The organism is Streptomyces profundus, assembly GCF_020740535.1.
GTDB classification, from domain to species: domain Bacteria; phylum Actinomycetota; class Actinomycetes; order Streptomycetales; family Streptomycetaceae; genus Streptomyces; species Streptomyces profundus.
In genome coordinates, this window is the sequence record NZ_CP082362.1 from 5,825,981 (window position 1) to 5,850,555 (window position 24,575).

A 24,575-nucleotide genomic window follows, 5' to 3' on the forward strand; every position below is an offset into this window, starting at 1 on the left:
CACCCGTCTCAGCGGCCCGCCGCCAGCGCGGCGGCCGTCTGACGGGATCCCCCCGGCGGCGGGGCCGGCTGTGCCGCTGCCTTGTCGGTCCGCCTCCGGCGCGGTCTCATCCGTCCGCTGTTCCTTCGGGTTGGAGGTAAAGGCCCTGCCGGGCCGGTGGCCGTCACCTCGCTGAGTTGGGCGTCACCGCTCTGCCGGGCCGGAGGCCACCGGGTCAGCCGTCTGCCTCCGGCTCGGCGGCCAGGGCCGTGCCCAGTTCGTGGGCGACCTCGCGCAGCAGGGGGGCCAGTTTCTCGACCGCCTCGTCCGTCAGCCGGCCCGCCGGGCCCGAGACGGATATGGCGGCCGGGGTCGGGGCGTGCGGCAGCGGGACCGCGAGGCAGCGCACGCCGATCTCCTGCTCGTTGTCGTCCACCGCGAAGCCCCGCGTCCGCACCATGCGCAGCTCGCGCAGGAAGGCGTCGGGCGAGGTCAGGGTGCGCTCGGTGATCGCCGGCATCCCGGTGCGGCGCAGCAGCGCCCGCACCTCGTCATCACTCAGCCCGGCGAGCAGCGCCTTGCCGACGCCGGTGGCGTGCGGCAGCACCCGCCGGCCCACCTCCGTGAACATCCGCATGGAGTGACGCGAGGGCGCCTGTGCCACATAGACCGCGTCGTCCCCGTCGAGCAGCGCCATGTTGGCCGTCTCGCCGGTCTCGGCCGCCAGCCTGGCCAGATAAGGGCGCGCCCAGGTGGCCAGCGGGCGGGCGGCTGCCTCGCCCAGACGGATCAGCCGGGGGCCCAACGCATAGCGTCTGTTGGGCTGTTGGCGGACATAGCCGCAGGCGACCAGGGTGCGCATCAGGCGGTGGATGGTGGGGAGCGGCAGCCCGCTGCTGCTGGCCAGCTCGCTCAGCCCGGTGACGCCGCCGGCATCGGCCATCTGTTCGAGCAGCCCGAAGGCCCGCTCAAGAGACTGAACCCCGCCGCTGGCGGAGGACTTGCGCACGTCGGACGGCGGCACGTCGCGTTCCTCATTCGGTGGTAGCGGTCCCCCAGAGCCTACCGGCCCTTGACGGGCCGCCCCGGTCCGTCGACCATCGAACCCTGACCGGCTTCAACAAAACGTTGAACGCATGGAAAGTGATGTCGTCAGCGAGCGCTGAGGAGTGGCCGGTTGTCCGAGGCAGACGCGTTCCCCGCGCGGCCGATCGATGTGCTCCTCCGCTCCCGCCGGGTGGTCACCCCCACCGGCACCCGCCCCGCCTGCGTCGCGGTCGCCGGGGAGCGGATCGAGGCGCTGCTCTCGCACGACGCCCCGCCGCCCCCTGGCGCCCGCCTCGTCGACTACGGCGACGCGGCGCTGCTGCCCGGGCTGGTCGACACCCATGTGCATATCAACGACCCCGGGCGCGCGGCCTGGGAGGGCTTCGCCTCCGCGACCAGGGCGGCGGCGGCCGGCGGTGTCACCACCCTGCTCGACATGCCCCTCAACAGCGTGCCGCCGACCGTCAGCCCCGAGGCGTTGGCCGTCAAGAGGGCCGCCGCGCGGGGCCGCGTCTGGGTGGACGTCGGCTTCTGGGGCGGCGCCGTGCCGGAGAACGCCGGCCGGCTGCGGGCCCTGCACCGATCCGGCGTCTTTGGCTTCAAGTGCTTCCTCTCGCCCTCGGGCGTCGAGGAGTTTCCCGCGCTCGACCCCGCCGGGCTGGCCGAGGCGCTGGCGGAGATCGCGGCCTTCGACGGGCTGCTGATCGTGCACGCCGAGGACCCCGAGCGGCTCGCCGCCGCGCCCGAGGTCACGGGAAGTCGGCGCTATGTCGACTTTCTGGCCTCCCGGCCGGCCGGCGCCGAACACGCGGCGATCGAGCGACTGATCACGCTGGCCGACCGACTCGGCGCCCGTGTCCATGTGCTGCACCTCTCGGCCGCCTCGGCGCTGCCCCTGATCGCCGACGCCAAGGCGGCGGGCGTCGCCGTCACCGCCGAGACCTGCCCGCACTTCCTCACCCTGACCGCCGAGGAAGTCCCCGACGGCGCCACCGAGTTCAAGTGCTGCCCGCCGATCAGGGAGGCCGCCAACCAGGACGCCCTCTGGGCCGCGCTCGCCGACGGCACCCTCGACTGTGTGGTCTCCGACCACTCACCGTGCACGGTGGACCTGAAGGTGCCGGACTTCGGCGCCGCCTGGGGCGGGATCTCCTCCCTCCAGCTGGGCCTCCCGGCCATCTGGACCGCGGCCGGCGCCCGCGGCCACCAACTCGCCGATGTGGCGCGATGGATGTCCACCGCCCCGGCGCGGCTGGCCGGCCTGCGTCACAAGGGCGCGATCGAGCCGGGCCGGGACGCCGACATCACCGTGCTGGACCCGGAGGCCACCTTCACCGTCGACCCGGCGGCGCTGCACCACCGCAACCCGGTGACGGCCTACGCCGGCCGCACGCTCAGGGGCGTGGTGCGCGCCACCTGGCTGCGCGGGCGACCCATCCTGGAGACCGCGGAAACCGCGGCGGCAGGAGCAGCGGGAGCTGTGGGATTCGTGGGAGAAGAGACCGAGACCGGGCAGGACTCGGGCGGGGCGCATCCGGCCCCCGCGCCGATCGGCCGGTTGATCGAGAGGACGGCTGCGCCGTGACAACGGACGGTATGACAGCGGATGGGACCAGCACGGTGTTCCCGGGCCACGCGGCCCCCTACGGCGGCGGCGACCCCTATGCCGACTACCGCACCGTCGACCTGAGGGATCTGCCGTTCACCCGGCTGCCCGATCTCGCCGTGCGGTCGATCGGCGGCTGTGTGACGGCCGCCAACGACGAGTTCTTCGCCGAACGGGAGAATCTCCTCGCCCCGGGGCGCGCCGTCTTCGACCCGGCGGCCTTCGGCAACAAGGGCAAGGTGATGGACGGTTGGGAGACCCGCAGGCGCCGGGGCAGCCACGGTGAGCACCCGCATCCCTCGGCCGACGAGTACGACTGGGCGCTGATCCGCCTCGGCGTTCCCGGGCGGCTCCACGGCATCGTCGTCGACACCGCGCACTTCCGGGGGAACCACCCCCGCGCGGTCCGCGTGGAGGGCACCGCCAGGCCCGGCACCCCGGGACCCGAGGAGCTGTTCGGGCCCGACACCGGGTGGACGGAGCTGGTGCCGCGCACCGAGATCGGCGGCCACGCGGCGCACGCCTTCCCGTTGGCGCCCCTCGCGGGCGCCCCGGTCACCCATCTGCGGCTGAGCCAGTACCCGGACGGCGGCATCGCCCGGCTCCGGGTGCACGGCGTGCCGCTGGCCGACCCCGACTGGCTGGCCGCCCTCGGCACCTTCGACCTGGCCGCGCTCGCCCATGGCGGCCTGGTGGAGGACGCGTCCAACTCCTTCTACTCGCCTCCGGCGCACACCATCTACCCGGGCCGGCCCCGCACCATGGACGAGGGCTGGGAGACCGCGCGCCGCCGGGACTCGGGGCACGACTGGCTCCGCTACCGGCTCGCCGAGCAGGGAGTGGTGCGGGCGGTCGAGATCGACACCGGCTGCTACCGGGGCAACGCCCCCGGCTGGGCCGAACTCTCCCTCTGGGACGGCCCGTCGGGCGGGGCGGCCACCGCACCGGCTGGCTCCTGGCACCAGGTGTTGCCCCGCACCCGGCTGCTCCCCGACACCGTGCACCGGTTCGTGCTGCCCGACGACGTGCCCCCGGCGACCCACGCCAGGCTCGACGTCCACCCGGACGGCGGCGTCGCCAGGCTGCGGCTGCACGGTAGCCTCACCGAACGCGGCCGGCGACGGCTGCGGGAGCGTCAACAGGCCCTCGGGGACTGATACTTCCGCGACCGCGAGGTGGGCGTCGCGTCGCGGTTGTGTGAATTCCTGGGAAATATCCCTGATGCGTGGTTGACGCGGGTCACGCTACGCGCGTCAACTGGTTGGCATGGGCATGAATCGCGTATCCAGGACCGCCAGGGGCGCACGCGCCGGCGCCCTCGGCGCACTGCTCGCCACTCTGCTGGTGGGCGGCCAGGCCACGGCCACCGCGGCACCCACCCCCATCCCTGCCCCCACCTCCACCGCCTCGGCCTTCGCACCGTTCGCCTTCGGCGACATCTGCTACAGCGGCCTGCCGGCGCAGGCCCACGACACCCTCGACCTGATCGAGCGGGGCGGCCCCTTCCCCCACCCCCAGGACGGCGGCACCTTCTACAACCGTGAGGGCCTGCTGCCCGACCAACCCACCGGCTACTACCAGGAGTACACCGTGGAGACGCCGGGCAGCGACGACCGCGGCGCACGGCGGATCGTCACCGGCGACTCCTCCCAGGAGGACTACTACACCGCGGATCACTACGCCTCGTTCGACCTGATCGACCACGGCTGCTGATCCCCCGAACCACTGTCCCCCCACAGCGGCGCCGGGACCGCCCCCACCGGTCCCGGCGCCGCACCCCTCCCCGAGCGGGCGCGGCCGGAAGGTTCACCCGAACGTGTGAGATCGGGTCTCGGGTCAGTCCCCCATCGGTGGGGACGCGGTCGAGCCGCGCAGGGTGAGTGAGGGCGCCGCGTCCTGGAGGTCGCCGAGACACCGGCCGCCCGCCGCGGCGCGCAGCCGCTGCGCCGCCCGCGCTCCATAGGCCCCGATATCCCGGCTCAGCGCGGTCAGCGGCGGATGCACCAGCTCGCAGAGCGCGGAGTCGTCCCAGGCCATCACGGACACATCGGCCGGCACCCGGAGGCCGAGCCCCTGCGCCGCCGTCACCCCGGAGAGGGCCATCACATCGTTGTCGTAGAGGATCGCCGTCGGCCGCGAAGGTCCCGACAGCAGCTCCCGGGTGGCAGCCGCACCGCCGTCGCCGCTGTAGTCCGCCTCCAACGTCCGCCCGGCCAGGCCGAGTTCGGCGGTCACCTGGTCGAAGGCCACCGCCCGGACCGAGGTGTGGCGCAGCCGGGCGGGCCCTGACACCCTGGCCAGCCGCCGATGCCCGAGATCCGCCAGATGCCGGACGGCGACGGCCACCGCCGCCGCGTCGTCGCTCCAGACCGCCGGCAGCCGGCCGGTGCCCAGTGGCCCGCCGATCACCACCGCCGGCATGCCCAGCTGCTCCAGCACCGCGACCCTGGCGTCGGACACCTGGAGATCGACGAGGAACACCCCGTCCACCGCGCGCCGCGCCCACCAGGAGCGGTACAGCTCGATCTCGGCCGCCTGGTCCTCCGCCATGGTGAGCAGCAACGGCGTGGTGTCCCGCGCCAGTTCGGCCTGGATGCCGGAGATCAGCTGCATGAAGAACGGCTCGATCCCAAGCGTCCGCGCCGGCCGGTCGATGACCAGGCCGAACGCTCCGGCCCTGCCGTCGGAGAGCGCCCTGGCCGCGCTGCTGGGCTGCCAGCCCAACTCCTCGGCGATGGCCAGGATGCGTCCCCTGGTGGACTCCGAGACGCCGGGCCGACCGTTGAGCGCGAAGGACACGGCGGCCTTGGTGACCCCCGCCCGATCGGCGATGTCCCGCATGGTCGGGCGTTTCAAGCGGACCTCCTCGGATGACCGGCCGCACGCTCGGCGCACCGGGCGGGCTGTCCGCAATGATCCCCGGAGCGCGGCTACGACAATCGGGCGGTCCCCCGTCAGGCGGCCTGGGCGTCCTGCCCGCCCGACGGCACCGCGCACCCCCGTTCCCCGACCGGTCGTCGCCCGTTGCCCCTGGCGTCACCGGGGCGCCGCCCGGCGTTGGCCGGTCCGCCGCCAGCCGGTGGGCAGCCCGCCACCCTTCGCCGGCGTAGGGCACAATCGAGCCGATGAGTACCTACCGTGAGCGTGCGCACCGCCAGACGGCGCGGGCTTCCGTGCTACGCGCCATCGCCAGCCGCGAGCGCTCCTCACATCTGTCCGCGCCCCGGGTGCCGACCGTGGGGATCGACATCGGCGGCACGAAGGTGATGGCCGGTGTGGTGGACGCGGACGGCACCATCCTGGAGCGGCTGCGCACCGAGACGCCCGAGAAGTCCAAGAGCCCCAAGGTCGTCGAGGACACCATCGCCGAACTCGTGCTGGACCTCTCGGACCGGCACGATGTGCACGCGGTGGGCATCGGCGCGGCCGGCTGGGTGGACGCCGACCGCTCCACGGTGCTCTTCGCCCCCCATCTGGCCTGGCGCAACGAGCCGCTGCGCGAGGCCCTGGCGTCTCGCCTGGCCGTTCCGATCATGGTCGACAACGACGCCAACACCGCCGCCTGGGGCGAGTGGCGCTTCGGCGCGGGCCGGGGCGCCGACCATCTGGTGATGATCACCCTGGGCACCGGCATCGGCGGCGGGATACTGGAGTCGGGCAAGGTCAAGCGCGGCGCCTTCGGCGTGGCCGGCGAGTTCGGGCACATGCAGGTCGTCCCCGAGGGGCACCGCTGCCCGTGCGGCAACCGCGGCTGCTGGGAGCAGTACAGCTCGGGCAACGCGCTGGTGCGGGAGGCGCGCGAGCTGGCCGCCGCCGACTCCCCGGTGGCCCACCACATCCTGGCCCGGGTGGAGGGCCAGATCGGGGACATCACGGGCCCGCTGATCACCGAGCTGGCCCGCGAGGGCGACGCGATGTGCGTCGAGCTGCTCCAGGACATCGGGCGCTGGCTCGGCGTCGGCATCGCCAACCTGGCCGCCGCGCTCGACCCGGCGCGCTTCGTCGTCGGCGGCGGGGTCAGCGACGCGGACGAGCTGCTGATCGGCCCGGCCAGGGAGGCGTTCAAACGGCAGCTGACCGGGCGGGGTTACCGGCCCGAGGCGACCATCGTGCGGGCCGCGCTCGGCGCCGACGCCGGCATGGTGGGCGCGGCCGACCTGGCCCGGCTGGTGGCCAGGCGGTTCCGCAGGGCCAACCGACGCAGGGCCGAGCGGGCCCATCGCCCCGCCTTCGAGCTGCGGTTGACGCCGCGCGGATGGGCGGGGGACGCGTGACCGGCACGCTGGGCGCCAGCACTACTTCCCCCGGCGTGCCGCAACGGCCGCCGCACCGGCCGCGCCACCGCTGGCTGGTGGCGTTGACGGTGCTGCTGCTGATCGCCATCCCCGCCGGCTATATGGTGCTCTCCGCCTACCAGAGCCGGGACAGCGGCGAGGACAAGGCCCGCTCCGCCTCCGCGCGGACCCTGGTCTACGAGTGGCCGAGCAAGGTTCAGCGCCGCATCTACGACATCCCGATCCCGGGCGGCTCGGCCTATGTCGGGCACTTCGAGACCAACTCCTGGGACCGCAGCACCATGTATGTGGAGTTCCGCTGCTCACCGAGCCAACTCAGCGGCTTCCTCGAGTCGTTGGGCACCAGCAGGGCCGGCCTGGCGGAGGGCACGGTGACCATCTCCGAGGAGGAGGCGGACCAGGTCGGCTGGGCCTTCGACGATCCTGACCGGGTCTACGCGGGCACGGTGGTACGCCAGTCGGACCAGGAGCCCGAGGTCGCCATCACGGTCGACCTCACCAAGGAGGAGCGGCCCCGCGTCTACGCGGTCTCCACCACCGAACCCTGACAGCCGGCGCCGGGGCCCGGGTTGCGATCATGGGTCCCGGGCCACGGGGTTTCCTGCCCCGCCGGGGGTTTCCGGTCGGTGGTCGGAGAGGGGACGGACGATGGTGGGCGCGGCACCGGGGAGTGACGAGGCGGCCGGCGAGAGCGAGTTGGCGCGGGTGCTGCGGGCCGCCGCGCGCGGGGAGTTCCCGCCGGGCGACGGCGGGTTCACGGTGATCCCGCCGCCCAACGCGCGGGACGCCGGCGTGCTGGGCATGACCGCGCACGCCGTCATCTTCACCGACCAGGACCCGGAGTGGGTGCGGACCACGCTGCGGGCCGCCTCGCCCGACCCGCTGGCGGCCCCGCTGGGGCCCGCCTTCCTGACGGCGTTCGGCGCCAGGACGGGACGCCGGGTCAACTGCGTGGACCTGCTGACGGTGGCGCCGGCCCTGCCGGGGCGGCCGGCGCTGGACCTCACCGAGATCAGCGCGACGGACCACCCCCGGGTGGTGCGGGCCCGTCAGTTCCGTGACCGCGTGCGGGTGTGGACGACCCCCGAGGGCGGGGTGCTGGTGATGGGCGCGGGCGTCGCCGGCCGCCACGAGGTGGCGATCGAACTGGACGAGGCCGCCAGGGGACGAGGACTGGGACGCGAGTTGGCCCTGGCGGCCCGCCAACTGGTGCCGGCGGGCGAGCTGGTGTGGTCCCAGCAGCCGCCGGGGAACGCCCGCAGCGTCCGCACCTTCCAGGCCGCCGGCTACCGCCCGGTCGGCGCCGAGGCGCTGCTGATCGTGGACTGAGGGCCCGTCGGGGCCTTGAGCGGTCGCCTCGGGCCCGTTGTCAGTGGGGCCGACTACGGTGTGTGGTCAGTCGAGTTCGGGCCGGCCGGGGGTCGGTCGGCCGTGGGGGAGGGGAAGTCATGGGGTGGCTTCGAGGATCGGCGGTCCGAAGGCCGTCGGGCGCGGCGGTCGTGCGGGGGCGGCGCGGCGCGGCGCTCGGGCCGTTGGCGGTGGCGCTCTTCGTGGGCGGGGTCCTGGCGGCGTCCGCCGGTGGGGTCTCCTGGTGGCTCGCGCTGATCTGGGCGGCGGCGCTCGGCGCTCTGTGCTGGATCACGGCGGTGGCGTTCCTGGAGCCGCCCAGGCGTTGGCCCGAGGCCGAGGTGGCGCGGGAGGAGGGGCCTGGCCTGTGGTTCTCCCGGTCAAGGAGGTGGCCAGCCGGATGCGGACGTTGGCCGAGCGATACGGCGAGGGAGGCCGTAGCGGGCTGTTGGAGGTGGCGGAGGTCGCCGACCGCCTCGCGGCGACCACGCTGGCGGCCATGGGCGTGCTCGCGAAGGCCGGCCAGCTCTCGGCGGCCGAGCCGGGCGAGGCCCGGCGGGCGAGCGCGTCCTGGTGGCGCTCGCTGCCGAGCCCGGGGCGCGCCGGGCGCCGGGCCGAGGCGCGGCACAGGGAGGAGTGGCTGGCCTTCCGGCGGGCGTTCGAGCCGGCGTGGCGCGAGCTGATACCCGCCCTGGAGCGTGGCGTCGGGGAGCTGCGGGCGGCGGCGAAGGCGGAGAACCACCGGCACGGCCAGGCCGCGCGCGGCCGGGAACTGCGCCCGCGCGGCCCCGAGTTGGCCCATGCCATGGCTGCGGTCGAGCGGTGTGACGCGCTGCTGGCCGCGCTTCGGCCGCCCCCCAGCGGCAGCGGGCTGCGCGGCCCGCGCTCGCTGGCCCTGGCCGGCGTCCTGGCCGCCTGGCTGGCCTCGTTCGGCCTGACGCTGTGGTGGCCCCAGGGCTCGTATCTGATCCTGCTCGCCACCGCGCCCTTCCTCGGGCTGCTCGCCTGGGGGTACTCCGCCGGTGGCGCGGGCCTGCCGAGGCCGCTGCGGCCCGGCACCGGCCTGATGGCCGGGCTGGTCGGCGGGGTGGTCCTGGTCACCACGACGTCCGGAGGCGTGCTGGCGTACCACGAGGTCTTCGGCGAGCGTGCGGTCGCCGAGGTCGTGTCGACCACGGTGGAGCGCGAGGGGCGCTACCACGACCGCCCCACCGGGCGTAACTACGGCGTCGTCGAGGTGGGTACCGGCCGGGATCTGGGCCGGATGTCCTTCGGGCCGCACGAGCGGGCCCAGGTGCGAGACCGGCTGGAGATCTCCGTCGACGGCTTCGGCGCGGCCGATCCGGTCTCCGCCGATCGGCTGCGCACCCTCTCGCCGCACACCGCGCTGATCGTGGGCGGGGTGGCGGCGTTGACGCTGCTCCTGCTCGCCACGGCCCGTGCGGAGGCCCGCCACCACCGAATAGCCGACGCCGGCGCGCCTCCCGACTGACGGGTCTCGTCAGCCGTCGACGATCTCCAGGTGGTCGAAGGCGGCGCCGAGGTCCCCGGCCGCCGGTCCCGGCCATGGCCGATCAGAACGATCTCGACCGTCGCGCCCTCCGGCTCCGGGCCGAACTCCCTGACTCCCTGACGGCCGTGGCCCGTTCACCGACCGGGCATCCCGTCGACGCCATGTCGGCCCTCGGCGGGCCGGCTGCCGCCGGAGGCGACCGCGTGGGGCGCCCACGGGGCCATGTCGCCGGCCGCTGCCGCGCCGGCCTCGGCGTGTGCCGTCCGTGCGCCGCGCCCCGGTCGGTTGTCCGTGGGGGCCGGCACACGCCGGGAGGGTCAGGGGGCGAGGTGGTCGGTGGCCAGTTGGGCGGCCACGCGTTGCAGCAGGGGGCCCGCGTTGTCCATGCTGCGGCGGGGGTTTGGCTCCAGCGCGGTCAGCGGGTACGCGGCCTCGATGCCCGCCCCGGCCAGGGCCTCCGCGTCGATGGCCAGTCGGCCACAGACCGCGAGCACCCGCCGGTCGGCCGCGCGGGCCGCAGCCGCCACGCCGGCCGGGGCCTTGCCGCGCAGCGTCTGCTCGTCCAGCGAGCCCTCCCCGGTGATCACCACATCCGCGTCCGCCAGCGCCTCGGCGAACCCCAGCACATCGAGCAGCACCTCGATCCCGGGACGGAAGGTGGCGCCCAGGCCGATCAGCGCGCCGAAGCCGACGCCGCCGGCCGCGCCGGCGCCCGGCGCCTCGGCCAGCTCGGCGACCCGGCTGCCCTCCACCCGCTCCAGCACCTCGGCGAAGTGGGAGAGCGCCCCGTCCAGCACCTCGACCTCCAGCGGGTCGGCGCCCTTCTGCGGACCGTAGACCCCGGCGGCTCCCATGGGCCCGCACAGCGGGTTGTCCACGTCGCTGGCCAGCACGAACTCGGTGTCCTTCAGCCGGGGATCGAGCCCGGAGAGGTCAACGGACGCCACCTCGCGCAGCGGTCCGCCGCCGAGCGGCACCGGGTCCCCGTCGTCGTCCAGCAGCTTGGCGCCCAGCGCCATCAGCATCCCCGCGCCGCCGTCCGTCGTGGCCGAGCCGCCCACGCCGAGAATGATCCGGCGGGCGCCCGCGTCCAGCGCGGCGGCGATCAACTCGCCGGTGCCGAAGGTGGTGGCGGTCATGGGCGCGAAGGTGCGCGGCGGCAGCAGCACAAGGCCCGAGGCCTGCGCCATCTCCACCACCGCGGTGTCCCCGCGCAGCGCGAACCGCGCGGCGACCGGCGTGCCCAGCGGCCCGGTCGCCTCGACCTCGACCGGCGTGAAGCCACCGGCCACGGCGGCGTCGACCGTGCCGTCGCCCCCGTCGGCCACCGGCAGCGCGGTCACCGTGACCTCGGGGCGGACCTGGCGGATACCGGCCGTGACATGTTCGGCCACCTCGGCGGCGGTGAGCGAACCCTTGAACTTGTCGGCGGCGATCAGCACGCGCCAGCTCTGCGTCATTCTGCGGTCCCTGTGGTCGTTGCGGTCGAACACGGACCCTATCCGGCTCCACCGCCGCACACCACGGTCGCCGAGTGCCTCGCCGGTCACACCGCCCGGGGGCGTACCGGGGAGCCGGCGGTGCTACCCGGACAACGCCGGGGTGCCACGGCGGAGTTGGCGCCACACCGCCTTGGCGGCGTTGTGTCCCGACATCCCGTGCACCCCCGGCGCCGGCCAGGTCGCCGACGAGCAGAGGAAGACCGCCGGGTGCGGGGTGGCGTAGGGCCGGAGCCCGATGCGCGGCCGGAACATCGTCTGGGTGCCGGCGAACGCGCCGCAGCCGATGTCACCGCCCACGTAGTTGGCGTTGCGCCGGGCCAACTCCGGCGGCCCGGCGACCGCTCGGGCCAGCACCAGATCGCGGAAGCCGGGCGCGAACCGCTCGATCTGGCGCTCCACCGCGTCCGTGAGATCGCCCGTCCAACCATTGGGCACATGCCCGTAGGCCCAGTACACATGCTTGCCCTCGGGCGCCCGGCTCGGGTCGAACAGGGTCGGCTGGGAGGTGACCAGGAACGGCACCTCGGGGGCCTCGCCCCGGACCGCCGCCGCGCGCAGCGCCTCGGTGATCTCGCCGCTGCTGGAGCCCAGATGGACCGAGCCGGCGCGGCGCGCCTCGGGAGAGGTCCAGGGCACGGGCCCGTCCAACGCGTAGTCGATCTTGAAGGCGGCGGGGCCGTAGCGGAAGCGCCGGTAGGCGCTGCCGAGGCCGGCGATCCGGGCCAGCGCGGTGGGGGAGGTGTCGAAGACATAGGCCCGCGCGGGCGGCAGCTCGTCCAGCCGTTTGACCTCGACGCCGGTGTGGATCTCCCCGCCGAGGTCCCGCAGATAGCCGGCCAGCGCGTCGGAGATGGCCTGGGAACCGCCCCTGGCGATCGGCCACCCCACCTCGTGCGCCGCCAGCGCGAAGACCAGCGCCACCGCGCCGGTCGCCGGCGTGGAGGTCGGGGCGATCACATGTGCGGCGAGCCCGGTGAGCAGCGCTCGGGCCCGGTCGTCGCGGAAGCGTCTGACCAGCCAGGAGACGGGCGGGGTGCCGGTGAGACCGAAGCGGGCCAGCAGCAGCGGATCGCGTGGCAGCCCGTCCCAGGGGACGTTGAGGAAGTCGCCGACCAGCGTCTCCCACCGTCCCAGATAGGGCGCGAGCAGGCGGCGGTAGGCGGCGGCGTCCCTGGGGCCCAGGCTGGCGGCCGTCTCGCCCACGGCCCTGGCCAGCACGGCGGCGCCGCCGTCCGGGAACGGGTGCGCCAGCGGCAACTCCGGGTGCACCCAGGCGAGTCCGTACCGTTCCAGCGGCATCGCGTTGAACGCGGGCGAGCCGGCGCCCATCGGATGGACGGCGGAGCAGGGGTCGTGCCGGAAGCCGGGGAGCGTCAGCTCCTCGGTCCTGGCGCCGCCGCCGACGGTCTCCTTCGCCTCGAAGAGCGCGACCGACATCCCGCGCCTGGCCAGCTCCACGGCGGCCGTCAGCCCGTTCGGCCCGGCTCCCACCACGACCACGTCACGCAACGCAGGCAACGTACGGCTCTCCCCTCAACGGTGAGCTACAGGCGGAACAGCACCCCGAGGATACGCCGCCGCCTCTGCCGCCGGGCCGCCCCCGTCCTCTCCCGCGCCCCGTCCCGCGTCCCGTCCCGTGCCCCGCCCCGCGACCCGCCCCGCGACCCGCCCCGCGGACGGATAATCCGTTGCCCGGTACGGGAGTTGACGCCCAGAGTGGGGCGCATGAGTCATCTCGTGCGTGCCTATCGGCCGGCCGACGAACGGTCCTGGCTGCGCTGCCGGGTGCTCTCCTTCCTGGACACCCCGTACTACGACAATGTGCTCATCGCCAAGCCGGCCACCCCACCGCCGGGCTTCGCCCTGGTCGCGGTGGACGAGGAACGGCCGGCCCGGGACGCGGTGGTCGGCTGTCTCGACCTCACGATGGCCGATCGGCTGGCCACCATCGAGACCATCGCCGTGCATCCCGACGCTCAGCGTCAGGGCATCGCCACCGCGCTGCTGGCCGAGGCCCGGGCCCGCGCCGAGGCGGCGGGGGCGACCACCCTGGACGCCTGGACGCGTGACCAGCCGTCCAGCCTCGCCTGGTACCACGCCATGGGGTTCCAGGAGAGCGACCACTATCTCCATGTCTACGCCAACGCGTACGTGGACGAGGGCGAGCCGGAGCGGGCGGTGGAGCGCCCCCGGCCCGGGCTGCGTCCGATCACGGTCTTCAGCCATGCCGGACTGGACCGCGAGGCCGAGATGCGTGCGCGGTTCCAGCGCGTCCATATCTGCCGCAGGTTCAGTCAGCCGCTCGACTCCCACGCCTGACCCGGGACGTGCGCGGCCTCGGCCCGCGCCCGCCGGCGGCGCTATCGCGCGCCCACGACACCGCCCGCGTCGCCCGAGCGGAAGAGTGCGACGAGCCGTTGGGCGGTGGCCTTGTCGCGGGCCGCGGTGAACGGCATGTCGTTCTCGCCGGCCAGCCGGAACGGGGAGCCGTCGCGGGTCAGCTCCAGGCCGCCCGCCTCGCGGACCAGCAGGAGTCCGGCCGCGTGGTCCCAGGCGTTCTCCCAGTCGAACGCGATGGCGTCCAACTCGCCCCGGGCGACCGCCAGATACTCAAGACCCGCCGCTCCGCAGGGGCGCGCGGTCACCCCCTCGGTCACCAGCGCCGACAGGGCGCGCTTCTGCTGTGGCGAGGTGTAGTCGGGGTGTGAGTGGGCCACCCTCAGCGGACGTGTGTGGTCGGGCGCGCCGGCGTGCAGTCGTACCCCGTCCAGCCATGCGCCGGCGCCACGCCAGGCGTGCGCGAACAGCTCGCGCGCCGGCGCGTACGTCCAGGAGCCCAGCAGCTCCCCGTGGTGGGCCAGCGCCACCAGCGTGCAGAACCCGGTCTCGCCCCGGACGAACGGCCTGGTCCCGTCCACCGGGTCCACGATCCAGACCGGGGCGTCGCCGGAAAGCGCCGCGTAGCGCGACGGATCCTCGTGCACCGCCTCCTCGCCGACCACGACCGAGCCGGGGAGCAGCGCCGTCAGGATGGCCGTGAGGGATCGCTCGGCGGCCTGGTCCGCGACCGTCACGAGATCGTGCGGCCCGGTCTTCACCGAGATCTCGTCGTCCGCCAACTGCCGCCAGCGCGGGAGGATCTCCCGCGCCGCGACCGTCCTTATCGCCTCTGTCACTGGGCTCACCAGCTCTTCCGCTCTCACCCGCCCATCGAATCACGCCCAGGAACGGCGGATCGGCCGAGAGGGGGTGAAGCGGCCGATTCCGCCGCCCGCGCCGCCCGCGCCGCTTGCGCGCCGGGGTGCGCGCCGGGGTGCGCGCCGGCTCAGGCCACACCCGCGCGCCGTAGTTCGCTGGTCACCGCGAAGTGGTGGCTGGGCGAGACCTCGCGGGCGGCGGCCAGCAGGATCGGCACCAGCACATCGGGCGCGGTGCGCGCCGCCTGCGCCGCCTCCTCGGCGGTGCGCGCCCGCACCAGCCCCCGCAGCAGCGTCACCGCCTGACGGCCGAGGCCGAACTCGCGCAGCGCGGCGGCGACCGAGCCGACCTCGGCGGCCGGCCGCGCCGCCCCCTGCCGCAGCAGCTGGTCGCAGTCCCGTTCCCGACCGGCAAGGGACAGCGCCTCGGCCGCCGCAGCCAGGGCCTCGGGCGGCAGCGAACCCGCCTCCCACAGCAGCGTGGTCGTCTCGGCGCCAAGATCGACCCGCTCCAACTCGGCCAGCAGCAGCGCCAGTCGGACGGCCGAGCCGCCCGCCGCCTCGGAGAGCAGGCCGTGCGCCGCCCCGCTCTGCCCCCGCGCCCGCAGCTCCCGCAGCTGGTCGACGGTCCTGGCCGCCGCCTCCCGGTCGGCCTGGCTCACCCGCTCCTCCAGCGTCGGCCGTTGGTCCCGCAGCGCGCCGGCGAACCGGGAGCCGCTGGGCGGCCGGACGAGGGCGCCGGCCGGCGGCGCCGGCTCAGGGGCGGCCGTCGGCACCTGTTCGGGCGCCTGGGTCGGCCCTGGCTCGTCCGGCTCCTCGATCCCGGCGAACCGCGCGCCACGGGGTCGACGCGTCTGCTTGGCCCGCTTGCGAGCCGGGACGGGCGCCTCGGCCGCCGGCGGGTCCCTCGGGGGCGTCGGGGTCGCCGTGGCCCCCTGCGCCGTGCGGGTGCGGGGGAGGGTGCCCGGGGGGCGCTCGGAGAGTCGCACAAGCCGGGCGTGCGCCTCGGCGCGGCGGGCCACCATGCGCTCCTGATCGTCCCGCGCCCATTCGGCGAGCCCGGTCAGCCGTTCCGCCTCCGGCAGCTGCCCCAGCCGCCGCGCCGTCTCCTCGGCGTGCGCCAACATCCGCAGCCGCGCGTCAAGCTCAGCTCGCGTCCGGTCGAGGTCGGCCAGCAGCAGGGTCAACGCCCGTTGCCCGCCCGGCAGTTCGTCATGGGCCCGGACCGCCGCCACATAGTGGGCGCGCAGCCGCCCCGTGGCGCGCCGCGCCTCCTCTGGGCCGCCCCGGACCGCGAGGTCCTGCACCAGATCGGCCACGGCGTCCCACGGCGGCAACGCCCGGCCGGCCAGCCAGGCGGACAGCTCCGCGCCGTTACGGCGGTCGAAGGCCGCGAACCAGCCGGACGTCGGATCGAGCGCGTCGGCCAGCGCCCGCAGCTCGACGCAGAACGCCGTCAACCGGACATTCCATTCGCGTTCCGTCATGGACGCGTCAGGCATGGGCACATCATGCATGGGCGTACTGAACCCGTGCCGTGTTACGGGGCTTGTTTCCGGCGGGCTACAGAACGTTTTCGTAGGCGGCGCGTTGACGCACGCCGTCGTTCGGTGCCCCAAGCGGACGCGCCGGCGATTCAGCGTCCCACGGCATAACCTTGCATCCCCCGAGGATTGGCCGCCGCCGACAGCACGCCGGACTCCGGATCGCGTCCCACCACACAGAGACGCCCCTCAGTCCACGGCCCGCCGACCGTCACCAGGTGGCCGCGCCGGCGCAGCTCCTCGATGACCTGTTCGCCGATCCGCGCCTCCACCGTGACGGCGCCAGGCACCCCGTCGCGCGGGAAGAACGAACTGGGGAACCCGTCCTGATGCCAGTTGGGCGCGTCGATCGCGCCCTGTAGGTCGAGGCCGCCGCGCACCGGCGCGCGCAGCGCCACGGCGAGGAAGAAGTGCGCCTGCCACTGGTCCTGTTGGTCGCCGCCCGGGGTGCCGAAGGCCAGCGTCGGCTCCCCGCCGCGCAGCGCCACCGTCGGGCTCAGCGTGGTGCGTGGCCTGCGCCCCGGGGCAAGGGAGGACGGCAAACCCTCCTCCAGCCAGGTCATTTGCAGTCTGGTGCCCAAGGGGAAGCCCAACTCGGGGATCACCGGGCTGGATTGCAGCCAGCCGCCGCTCGGCGTCGCCGACACCATGTTCCCCCAGCGGTCCACCACGTCCACATGGCAGGTGTCGCCCCTGGTCTCGCCGTCGACGCCCACGGTGGGCTCGCCGGAGCCGGCCGTGCCGGCGGGTGCCACCGCCCCGGACAACAACCGCTCGGTCAGGCGCGGCAGCCGGGGCGCCCGTCCGTCCGGTGCCCCCGGGCGCAACTCGAACGAGGCGCGCTCGCCGACGAGCCGGCGACGCTCGGCGCTGTAGCCGGGCGAGAGCAGCGCGTCGAGCGGCACAGGGGCCGAGTCCCCGTACCACGCCTCCCGATCGGCCAGGGCAAGTTTGCTCCCCTCTATCAGGGTGTGCACATAATCCGGCGTGCCATAAGCGGAAGCGTCCAGTCCGCCGTCCAGCAGCGCCAGTTGCTGCGGCAGTACCGGCCCCTGGGACCACGGGCCCGCCTTGCAGAGGGTCCAGTCGCCCCACCGGTAGCGCACCGGCTCCTCGTAGCCGGCCGACCAGCCGGCCAGATCGTCCCCCGTCAGCACGCCGGCGTGCCGCTCACCCGAGGAGTCCATCGCCGGGCGGGCCGCGTGGTCGACGATGGCCGCGCCGATGAAGCCCTCGCGCCAGACCCGGCGGGCCGCGTCGATCCTGGCCTCGCGGGTCGTGCCGGCCGCCGCGCTCTCGGCGAGCAGTCGCCGCCAGGTGGCGGCCAGCGTGGGGTTGCGCATCAGCGCGCCGGGCGCCGGGGCGCGACCGCCGGGCAGATAGACCTCGGCCGAGCTGGTCCACTCCTTCTCGAACAGCTCCCGGACCCTCGCCACGGTCCGTCCGATCTGCTCGACCGCCGGATGCCCCCGCTCGGCGTAGTCGATGGCATAGCCGATGACCTGCTCAAGATCCCTGGTGCCATGGTCGCGCAGCAAGGTCAGCCAGGCGTCGAAGGCGCCGGGCACCACGGCCGCCAACGGGCCGGTGCCCGGGACGAGTTCGAGCCCAAGACCGGTGTAGTGCGCGATGTCGGCCCCGGCCGGCGCCGGCCCCTGCCCGCACAGCACCCGCACCTCGCCGCCGGCCGGCGCGACGATGATCGGCGCGTCCCCACCCGGGCCGTTGAGATGCGGCTCGACCACCTGGAGCACGAAGCCGGCGGCCACGGCGGCGTCGAAGGCGTTGCCACCGTCCTCCAGAACCGCCATCGCGGACTGCGACGCCAGCCAGTGAGTGCTGGAAACCATGCCGAAAGTGCCCCGCAGGGTGGGCCGGGTGGTGAACATGCGCGGAGCATACGCGCCGGGCGCGCGCCCCCGACAGGCCCGCCGGCCTGGACCGATCGACGCGATAACCGTTTTCCTCCCCGGCCGCCGGCACACCAGGATCGGGCCATGACCACACCCGAAGCGGAACTGTGCCGCTGGCAGTTCGACCTCACCTGGGCGCTCTTCGACTACCACCTCCAGCGACTGGAACCCGACGACTTCCTCTGGGAGCCGGGTCCTCTCTGTTGGACGCTCCACCTCGGCGCGGACGGCATCTGGGTCCCCGACTGGGCCGACACCGAACCCGACCCCGTCCCGGTGCCCACCATCGGCTGGCTCAGCTGGCATATCGGCTGGTGGTGGAGCGTGACCATGGATCACGCGCGGGGGCGCACGCCCCGGGAGCGCGAGGAGATCCGCTGGCCGGGCCCCGGCGAGCCGACCGTCGCATGGCTCCGCGCCCTGCGCGCGGAATGGCTCGACACCCTCACCACCCTCGACCCGTCCACCCTCGCCGCCCCAGCCACCTTCCCCTGGCGGGACGGCCCCCGCTACCCCGGAACGCACCAACTCGCCTGGGTCAACACCGAACTGACCAAGAACGTCGCGGAAATCGGCCAACTCCGCCTGATGCGTGCGGCGGCCTCGCCCGACCTCGCCCGACCCGCCGACCTCCCGTAGGCGGTGGGCGGCCGGCTGCCGGGAACCACACCATCACGTCGGGGAACGGCCCGGCAGCGCCGTTCCCCGAAGGGCTGAGCCGGCGCCCGGCGGGGCCGGCCAAGGTGACCGGTCGGCACGGACCGGCCCGCGCGTGGTGGGTCCGTGCCCCAGAGAAGTCCCCGTACCCAGAGAAGTCCCCGTACCCCGAAGAGGCCCCGTATCCCTGAAAAAGCCCCGCGCCAGCGCCCGGCCCCGCCCCAGCGCCCGGCCCCGCGGCGGCTACCGCGCGACCCGGCGGTACGCCCCCGCGCGGGCCGCCGCGGTGGCCGCTTCGGCGGCGCGGTCGGCGACGGCCTCGTCGATGGGGTCGCCGCTGGCCAGCAGCCGGTAGTAGAGCGGCGCGGACACGGCGCGGATGACCTCCTCCGCGTCGGTGTCCGACGGGAGCTCCCCTCGTTCGACGGCCTTGCGGACGCAGGGCATCCACTCGGCGATCCGCACCCGGTAGAAGCGGTGCAGCGCGTCGGCGGTGCGGGGATCGCAGGACGCGGCGGCGATCACCGCGCGGAAGAGCGGTCCCTGCCGGGGGTCGGTCAACGTCCGCTGCACCAGGCGCCCGTTGGCCTTGAGGTCGCCGAGCAGCGAGCCCGTGTCGGAGCGGGGGAGCGAGGTCTCGGCCATCTCGGTCAACAGGTCGGTGACCAGCCCGGTGGGCGTGCCCCAGCGGCGGTAGACGGTGGTCCGTCCCACCTCGGCGCGGCGCGCGATGTCGCCGAGGTCGAGTTGGGCGAAGCCGTGCTCGATCAGCGCGTCGCCGGTCGCGCGCAGCACGGCCTCGCGGACCCGGGCCGTCCGTCCGCCCGGCCGTGCCGTCCCCGGCTCGGCAGCGTTCTCCACCATTAACGGGACTCCGGTTTCATTAGCGGGATGGTTCGTGCTAGCTTCCTCAGCATTCTAATGGAACGGCAGCCCCATTAAGCGGCTGTCGGTGTCGGGAGGACCCGCTCATGGAGTACCGCCAGCTCGGCTCGTCGGGGCTCAAGGTTCCCGAACTCGGCTTCGGCACCGGGACGTTCGCCGGCCGGGGCCCCCTCTTCAGCGCCTGGGGCGACACCGGCGAGCGGCAGGCCCGCCGCCTGGTCGACATCTGCCTGGAACACGGCCTCACCCTGTTCGACAGCGCCGACGTCTACTCGGACGGCGCGGCCGAGGAGGTGCTGGGCGCCGCGATCAAGGGGCGCCGGGACCAGGTGCTCATCTCCACCAAGGCGGCGCTGCCCACCGGCGAGGGGCCGGGCGACGCCGGCAGCTCCCGCTCCCGTCTGATCGCCTCCGTCGACGCCGCGCTACGCCGGCTCGGCACCGACCGCGTCGACCTCTTCCAACTGCACGCCTTCGACGCCGCCACCCCCGTCGACGAGGTGGTCACCACCCTCGACGACCTGGTGCGCGCCGGGAAGATCCGTTACACCGGCGCCTCCAACTTCTCCGGCTGGCAGCTGATGAAGTCCCTCGCCTCGGCCGACCGGCACGGCCGCAACCGGCATGTGGCGCACCAGGTGTACTACTCGCTGGTGGGCCGGGACTACGAGTGGGAGCTGATGCCGCTCGCCCGGGACCAGGGCGTGGGCGCGCTGGTCTGGAGCCCGCTCGGCTGGGGGCGGCTGACCGGCCGCATCCGCCGGGGCGCCCCGCTGCCGCCCGACAGCCGGCTCCACCGCACCGCGGACTTCGGCCCGCCCGTCGAGGGCGAACAGCTCTACCGCGTCACCGATGTGCTGGACGAGCTGGCGGCGGAGACCGGGCGCACCGTCCCGGCGATCGCCATCAACTGGCTGCTGCGCCGGCCCACCGTCTCCTCCGTGATCATCGGTGCCCGCAACGAGGAGCAACTCCGCCAGAACCTGGACGCGGTGGGCTGGGCGCTCACCCCGGAACAGGTCGCCCGCCTCGACGCGGCGAGCCTGCGCACCGCGCCCTACCCGTACTACCCCTACCGCCGACAGGAGGGCTTCACCCGCCTCAACCCCCCGTTGGCCGGCTGAGGTTGTCCAGCCTGATGTTGCGGGCGAACGGTCGGAACCCGAGCGCGGCATAGGCCGCAGCCGCAGCGGGCGCGGCGGCGTCGCCCCGCGCGCACACCCGCGCCGTGCGCGCCCCCAGCCGGCGGGCGGCGTGCAGCGCGCCGAGCATCGCGATCCGGGCCAGCCCCAGCCGTCGATGGCCAGGCACGGTGCCGACCGGCTCCAGCGCGGCGGTCCGCGTCCCCTCGTCGTACCAGGCGAGCGCGAAGGCCGCCGTCGATCCGTCGGCGGCCGTCACCCGCCAGTCCGTCTCCGGGCGGTAGGGCCAACTCGCCGTGATCCGGCGGTGGTCGGCCCCGGTGAAGCCGGTGGCGGCGGGGAACGCGGCGCGATGCGCGCGCGCCCGCGCCTCGGGGTCGTCGGCCGCCGACGCCGGCCCCGCCCGGTAGCCGGGCGGCAGCGGCGGGAGCGCGGGCAACTCGGCCAGATCCCGCCGCAGATGGACGAAGAACGGAAGCCCCTCGTCGCGCCGCCGGTAGCCGTGCGCGTGCAACGCCTCGATCAGCTCCGTCTCGGCGTCCAACACGGTGACCGACCGGGCACGCCCCTCGGCGACCTCGTCGAACCAGCCGAGCAGCGGGGTCAGCACGTCCAGTCGATCCGGATCCAGCTGGAGGTCCAACGCGGCGGGCGGCTTCTTCCAGGCCCAGGCCACGGTGGTGCCGTCCGCGTCCGCCCAGAGCGCCGTGCGGTGTCCCGGCGGTGGCGTCGCGTACTGCCTTCGGAAGAAGGCGAGTTCGCCGGGATGCCAGCGACCGGGCCGGTCCCAGAGCCGCTGGGCCAGTGTCTGCGTCTCCCGCAGATCGTCCGGCTCGACGAAGAGCCGCCGCCGGTACCGCCGTTCGTCCACCACGGCCCACCACCCTTCGGAGCCCCGGACCCCAACCACCGTCGCCCTACTCTAGATTGCCGCCCTGTCGACTCGGGGGGCGGCAGGGCGTCCGGGTGCGTTCCTCGGGGGCCGCTGCCGCGTGGCCGCCGCGCGCCCGGCCGATGCCACGGGTCAGGGCGTCGTCGACGAGCCGCACCCCGCGCCCCGATCGAAGGACCGTAGGCGACGGGCCCTTCCCAAGAGCCGGTAAAGAAATCCCACCGCAGCCGCCCTGCCGGGGCCCTGAACCACCCGATCCTCCCAGGTCAGCGCCCGGCGCGGTGGCGGTCGACGGTGCCTGGCGCTTCGCGGGAGAATCCGGTGCGCGGCTCTGGACCGCCGGGGTTCCCCGCGTTAACGTCAGTGGGTGGGAGCGCTCCCACCCCACACTCTCTTGAGTATCAGGCGCGCGACCACGCCCCCACGATCAGGAGTTCCGACATGACGCCTCCCCCCACCCCGCCGCGCGCTCCCCGGCGCGGGCGCCGGCTGCGCGTGCCCGCCGCCGTGGCGCTGGCCGTGGCACTGACCGCCACCGGCGTCTCCACGGCGCTGGGCGCCGACCCGGGCGCCCGACTGGTCGGCGCCGCCGCCGCCGATTGCGGGACCGACGGCTTCTGCGAGGACTTCGAGGAGATGGACGGCGGTGCCCCGGCCGGCCGTTGGGGCGTCGAGACACGGGACTGCTCGGGCACGGGGACGGCGACCGTGGACACCGAGGCGGGGCGCGACGGCGGGCAGGCGCTGCGGATCGACGGTGCCGACGGCTACTGCAACCACGTCTTCGTCGGCACCGAGCTGGCCGATGTGGACACCGAAGCCGGCCTCTACGTCCGCTTCTGGGTGCGGCACACCACCGAACTCCCGCAGCAGCACGTGACGTTCCTGGCCATGGAGGACGTCGCCGACAACTCCCGCGACCTGCGGATGGGCGGCCAGAACGCCGCGCTCCAGTGGAACCGGGAGTCCGACGACGCGACCCTGCCCGAGCAGAGCCCGGCCGGCGTCGCGCTGAGCGAGCCGCTTCCGGTCGACGAGTGGGTCTGCCTTGAGTACCAACTGGACGGCGCGAACGGCCTGTTGGAGACCTGGTTCAACGGTGAGCAGGTGGTCGGGCTGGTGGTGGACGGGGTGCCGACGCACGACGTCGACGGGCAGTGGCTGAACCGCGCCGACTGGGCGCCCGAGGTGGTGGATCTGCGCCTGGGCTGGGAGAGCTACGGCGAGGGCGCCGACACCCTCTGGTACGACGACATCGCGGTCGGCACCACCCGCACCGGCTGCTGAGCGGGCCGGAATTGGACTCGGTCGCCCGGGGAACTGGCGGTGGCACGCGCTCCCCGGGCGGCCGTCATCTCGTCTCGGCGGCCACCGGGCACGAACCGGCTCCGGCCCGCCGGGTCGTCGAGCGTCAGCGGCTCAGGCCCCGACCCGGCTGCGGCGACCGCCCCCTCGCCGGGGGGCGGCTCGGGGCCCGGGCCCCGAGCCGCCGGTGGGTCAGCCGGCCGGGGGAGTGAAGCGGGCCTCGGTCAGGGGGATCTCACCCCGGAACATCCGCCCGCCGTCGCCGGTGAGGCGGAGGTAGTAGTCGGAGGTGCAGAACGTGCCGTCCTCGTCGAGGGCGAGGAAGCCGGAGTCGGTCGGGATGTCGTCCTGGGTCTCGGCCGTCTTGGCTATCTGGTTGGCCTCGTTGTACTCGTCGAACATCGAGATGTAGAGGCCCTGCACGCCGATCCGCGTCAGGTTGTAGAACTGCCGCCACATGAAGTCGCCGTGCAGCCGGTGTCGTCGCGAGTTGTCGCCGGGGATGACGCATGGCTGGTAGTCGATGCCGTGCTCGTCGCATTCGGCCTGGTCGGGGGTGTTGACGTGTTGGTAGAAGTGCTCGATGTCGGCGAGGTTGGTGAGCCGCCCCACCATCCAGGGCGAGAGCATGTCGAGCGAGCGGTAGACCTCGATGAAGCCGGGCCGGGAGTCCTGGGTGCCGGTGCGCCAGTGGGTGGGCACGCCGCCCATGAGGTAGACGTCCTGGGCGTGGAACCAGTCGATGACGTCCTGACAGACCTCGGGCGGCCACGTCTTGTTGGGCTCGTTGAAGCCGAACCCCCAGATGCCGACGACGGGTTTGCCGTCCTGCATGGCGTAGGCGGGGGAGGAGATGTGGGAGCGCATCTTGGCCGTCCAGTCGGCCTTGACCTCCTCCTGCATGTCGTCCCAGGCCGTGACGTCATACATGATGTAGTACTTCACCCCGTGCGTCTCGGCGGCGGCGCGGACCTTCTCGGCCATGTCGTCGCGGGTGGGGCCCTCGGAGCCGTTGGGGTTGAAGCGTTGGAGCGCCGCGGTGTCGATGCCGTACTCCCGCATCCACCGGAAGTGGACGTCGACGGTCTGGTCGTCGTGTGAGGAGAACACCGTGGCGGGCCCGCCGCCGCCGAGGTCGGCGAAGGCGGTCGGGTAGACGTTGCTGTACTCCCGCATGTCGGGCCAGCTCATGAGCGCGTGGTTGGTTGCGGACGGCGGCTGCGACCAGTTGTGCGACCAGTGCCACCACCCGTCGATGGGGGCCTGGTCGCCGCGCGCGGCGAACCAGCCCTGGTAGCCGGTGGTGATCTTGCCCACCACATCGCCCAGGGCTCGGGTGCCCGCCGCCCTGGTGGCGGGGGCGGCGCTGCTGTGGGAGGCGAGGGACGTCACCAGGGCGGCGGCCGGGGCTGCGGCGAGGGCGGAAGTGACGAATGCGCGGCGTGAGATACCCATGTGGACCTCTCCGGTGGGGGAATTCCGCGAGTGATTGCAGCGCATCGTAACGACGAGGTTAAGGGTCTGCAATAACTGAGACGATCCACGCAAAAACCTGATGAGTTCCGGGAATTGACCGGCCGTGGGGGAGCGGGGGCTCCTCCGGTTCGCTTCGCGGCCGGGCCGGCGTCCGGCCGGGGGCGCGGCCGGGGTTCGGCCGGGCCGGACTGGGGCCGGTTGTCGGGTGTCTGGTGGGGCCGGACGGGAACGGCTCCTGGCCCGTTGTGCGTTGAACGTGCGGCGCGCCGATCGGA

The 24,575-nt window shown here is 74.2% G+C and carries 21 protein-coding genes; 11 read left to right on the plus strand and 10 right to left on the minus strand.

Annotated features, from left to right (window positions below; translation table 11 throughout):
* Positions 1–214 precede the first annotated feature (214 nt).
* Complete coding sequence (locus K4G22_RS25660) at positions 215–1,003, minus strand: IclR family transcriptional regulator (protein ID WP_228082781.1); 789 nt, start codon at positions 1,001–1,003, stop codon at positions 215–217.
* 153 nt (positions 1,004–1,156) lie between these two features.
* Here K4G22_RS25660 and allB point away from each other — a divergent pair, with 153 nt between their 5' ends.
* The 3 genes from allB to K4G22_RS25675 all read left to right on the plus strand — a co-directional run bounded on the left by allB (position 1,157) and on the right by K4G22_RS25675 (position 4,345).
* Positions 1,157–2,611, plus strand: coding sequence for an allantoinase AllB (gene allB, locus K4G22_RS25665; RefSeq protein WP_228082783.1), 1,455 nt, complete (start codon positions 1,157–1,159; stop codon positions 2,609–2,611).
* Positions 2,612–2,622: 11 nt separating this feature from the next.
* Positions 2,623–3,789: an allantoicase gene (gene alc, locus K4G22_RS25670; RefSeq protein WP_228082784.1), complete on the plus strand. Its 1,167-nt coding sequence runs from the start codon at positions 2,623–2,625 to the stop codon at positions 3,787–3,789.
* A 109-nt stretch (positions 3,790–3,898) separates the two neighbouring features.
* Positions 3,899–4,345, plus strand: coding sequence for a guanyl-specific ribonuclease (locus K4G22_RS25675; RefSeq protein WP_228082786.1), 447 nt, complete (start codon positions 3,899–3,901; stop codon positions 4,343–4,345).
* Between the two features lie 123 nt (positions 4,346–4,468).
* Here K4G22_RS25675 and K4G22_RS25680 read toward each other — a convergent pair whose 3' ends face one another.
* Positions 4,469–5,488: a LacI family DNA-binding transcriptional regulator gene (locus K4G22_RS25680; protein ID WP_228082787.1), complete on the minus strand. Its 1,020-nt coding sequence runs from the start codon at positions 5,486–5,488 to the stop codon at positions 4,469–4,471.
* Between the two features lie 269 nt (positions 5,489–5,757).
* Between K4G22_RS25680 and K4G22_RS25685 the strand changes: the two genes are divergently transcribed.
* The 4 genes from K4G22_RS25685 to K4G22_RS25700 all read left to right on the plus strand — a co-directional run bounded on the left by K4G22_RS25685 (position 5,758) and on the right by K4G22_RS25700 (position 9,766).
* Positions 5,758–6,906 (plus strand): ROK family glucokinase, encoded by a 1,149-nt coding sequence (locus K4G22_RS25685; protein WP_228082789.1) that lies wholly within the window; start codon positions 5,758–5,760, stop codon positions 6,904–6,906.
* Entirely contained in the window at positions 6,903–7,475 is a 573-nt protein-coding gene (locus K4G22_RS25690) for a hypothetical protein (protein ID WP_228082790.1), read from the plus strand. Before K4G22_RS25685 ends, K4G22_RS25690 begins: the two co-directional genes overlap by 4 nt.
* Before the next feature lie 100 nt (positions 7,476–7,575).
* The gene (locus tag K4G22_RS25695; protein ID WP_228082791.1) at positions 7,576–8,256 is read left to right on the plus strand and encodes a GNAT family N-acetyltransferase; all 681 of its coding nucleotides are present in this window, start codon (positions 7,576–7,578) and stop codon (positions 8,254–8,256) included.
* Positions 8,257–8,641: 385 nt separating this feature from the next.
* Complete coding sequence (locus K4G22_RS25700; RefSeq protein ID WP_228082793.1) at positions 8,642–9,766, plus strand: hypothetical protein; 1,125 nt, start codon at positions 8,642–8,644, stop codon at positions 9,764–9,766.
* A 338-nt stretch (positions 9,767–10,104) separates the two neighbouring features.
* Here K4G22_RS25700 and K4G22_RS25705 read toward each other — a convergent pair whose 3' ends face one another.
* Positions 10,105–11,247: a glycerate kinase gene (locus K4G22_RS25705; protein WP_228082795.1), complete on the minus strand. Its 1,143-nt coding sequence runs from the start codon at positions 11,245–11,247 to the stop codon at positions 10,105–10,107.
* A gap of 123 nt (positions 11,248–11,370) precedes the next feature.
* The gene (locus tag K4G22_RS25710) at positions 11,371–12,807 is read right to left on the minus strand and encodes a phytoene desaturase family protein (protein ID WP_228082797.1); all 1,437 of its coding nucleotides are present in this window, start codon (positions 12,805–12,807) and stop codon (positions 11,371–11,373) included.
* Between the two features lie 207 nt (positions 12,808–13,014).
* Here K4G22_RS25710 and K4G22_RS25715 point away from each other — a divergent pair, with 207 nt between their 5' ends.
* Positions 13,015–13,608 (plus strand): GNAT family N-acetyltransferase, encoded by a 594-nt coding sequence (locus K4G22_RS25715; protein ID WP_228082799.1) that lies wholly within the window; start codon positions 13,015–13,017, stop codon positions 13,606–13,608.
* A 41-nt stretch (positions 13,609–13,649) separates the two neighbouring features.
* Here the strand turns inward: K4G22_RS25715 and K4G22_RS25720 are convergent, their stop codons facing one another.
* The 3 genes from K4G22_RS25720 to K4G22_RS25730 form a co-directional block, all read right to left on the minus strand.
* A complete protein-coding gene (locus tag K4G22_RS25720; RefSeq protein WP_228082800.1) occupies positions 13,650–14,474 on the minus strand; it encodes an inositol monophosphatase family protein in 825 nt (274 codons plus the stop codon).
* A gap of 140 nt (positions 14,475–14,614) precedes the next feature.
* Positions 14,615–15,988, minus strand: coding sequence for a hypothetical protein (locus K4G22_RS25725; RefSeq protein ID WP_228082801.1), 1,374 nt, complete (start codon positions 15,986–15,988; stop codon positions 14,615–14,617).
* Positions 15,989–16,122: 134 nt separating this feature from the next.
* Positions 16,123–17,919 carry a gamma-glutamyltransferase family protein gene (locus K4G22_RS25730; protein WP_228082803.1) on the minus strand — a complete coding sequence of 599 codons (1,797 nt, stop codon included), beginning with the start codon at positions 17,917–17,919 and terminating at the stop codon, positions 16,123–16,125.
* A 108-nt stretch (positions 17,920–18,027) separates the two neighbouring features.
* Here K4G22_RS25730 and K4G22_RS25735 point away from each other — a divergent pair, with 108 nt between their 5' ends.
* Positions 18,028–18,582, plus strand: coding sequence for a DinB family protein (locus K4G22_RS25735; protein ID WP_228082805.1), 555 nt, complete (start codon positions 18,028–18,030; stop codon positions 18,580–18,582).
* A gap of 261 nt (positions 18,583–18,843) precedes the next feature.
* Here K4G22_RS25735 and K4G22_RS25740 read toward each other — a convergent pair whose 3' ends face one another.
* Positions 18,844–19,464, minus strand: a complete 621-nt coding sequence (locus K4G22_RS25740; RefSeq protein ID WP_228082807.1) for a TetR/AcrR family transcriptional regulator — start codon at positions 19,462–19,464, stop codon at positions 18,844–18,846.
* Positions 19,465–19,571: 107 nt separating this feature from the next.
* On the opposite strand from K4G22_RS25740, the gene K4G22_RS25745 reads away from it, so the two are divergent.
* Complete coding sequence (locus K4G22_RS25745; RefSeq protein ID WP_228082809.1) at positions 19,572–20,609, plus strand: aldo/keto reductase; 1,038 nt, start codon at positions 19,572–19,574, stop codon at positions 20,607–20,609.
* On the opposite strand, the gene K4G22_RS25750 is transcribed toward K4G22_RS25745, so the two are convergent.
* The gene (locus K4G22_RS25750; RefSeq protein ID WP_228082810.1) at positions 20,587–21,501 is read right to left on the minus strand and encodes a GNAT family N-acetyltransferase; all 915 of its coding nucleotides are present in this window, start codon (positions 21,499–21,501) and stop codon (positions 20,587–20,589) included. The two genes, K4G22_RS25745 and K4G22_RS25750, sit on opposite strands and share 23 nt — an antisense overlap.
* 459 nt (positions 21,502–21,960) lie before the next feature.
* On the opposite strand from K4G22_RS25750, the gene K4G22_RS25755 reads away from it, so the two are divergent.
* Positions 21,961–22,806 carry a hydrolase gene (locus tag K4G22_RS25755; RefSeq protein ID WP_228082811.1) on the plus strand — a complete coding sequence of 282 codons (846 nt, stop codon included), beginning with the start codon at positions 21,961–21,963 and terminating at the stop codon, positions 22,804–22,806.
* 210 nt (positions 22,807–23,016) lie between these two features.
* On the opposite strand, the gene K4G22_RS25760 is transcribed toward K4G22_RS25755, so the two are convergent.
* Positions 23,017–24,279, minus strand: coding sequence for a glycoside hydrolase family 99 protein (locus K4G22_RS25760; protein WP_228082812.1), 1,263 nt, complete (start codon positions 24,277–24,279; stop codon positions 23,017–23,019).
* Between the last annotated feature and the right edge of the window lie 296 nt (positions 24,280–24,575).

Bases quoted from the DNA above. Each gene is read 5' to 3' on its own strand.
- alc (WP_228082784.1), top strand. From the start codon at position 2,623: ATGACAGCGGATGGGACCAGCACGGTGTTCCCGGGCCACGCGGCCCCC.
- K4G22_RS25675 (WP_228082786.1), top strand. From the start codon at position 3,899: ATGGGCATGAATCGCGTATCCAGGACCGCCAGGGGCGCACGCGCCGGC.
- K4G22_RS25685 (WP_228082789.1), top strand. From the start codon at position 5,758: ATGAGTACCTACCGTGAGCGTGCGCACCGCCAGACGGCGCGGGCTTCC.
- K4G22_RS25695 (WP_228082791.1), top strand. From the start codon at position 7,576: ATGGTGGGCGCGGCACCGGGGAGTGACGAGGCGGCCGGCGAGAGCGAG.
- K4G22_RS25705 (WP_228082795.1), bottom strand. From the start codon at position 11,247: ATGACGCAGAGCTGGCGCGTGCTGATCGCCGCCGACAAGTTCAAGGGT.
- K4G22_RS25715 (WP_228082799.1), top strand. From the start codon at position 13,015: ATGAGTCATCTCGTGCGTGCCTATCGGCCGGCCGACGAACGGTCCTGG.
- K4G22_RS25725 (WP_228082801.1), bottom strand. From the start codon at position 15,988: ATGCCTGACGCGTCCATGACGGAACGCGAATGGAATGTCCGGTTGACG.
- K4G22_RS25730 (WP_228082803.1), bottom strand. From the start codon at position 17,919: ATGTTCACCACCCGGCCCACCCTGCGGGGCACTTTCGGCATGGTTTCC.
- K4G22_RS25735 (WP_228082805.1), top strand. From the start codon at position 18,028: ATGACCACACCCGAAGCGGAACTGTGCCGCTGGCAGTTCGACCTCACC.
- K4G22_RS25740 (WP_228082807.1), bottom strand. From the start codon at position 19,464: ATGGTGGAGAACGCTGCCGAGCCGGGGACGGCACGGCCGGGCGGACGG.
- K4G22_RS25745 (WP_228082809.1), top strand. From the start codon at position 19,572: ATGGAGTACCGCCAGCTCGGCTCGTCGGGGCTCAAGGTTCCCGAACTC.
- K4G22_RS25755 (WP_228082811.1), top strand. From the start codon at position 21,961: ATGACGCCTCCCCCCACCCCGCCGCGCGCTCCCCGGCGCGGGCGCCGG.
- K4G22_RS25760 (WP_228082812.1), bottom strand. From the start codon at position 24,279: ATGGGTATCTCACGCCGCGCATTCGTCACTTCCGCCCTCGCCGCAGCC.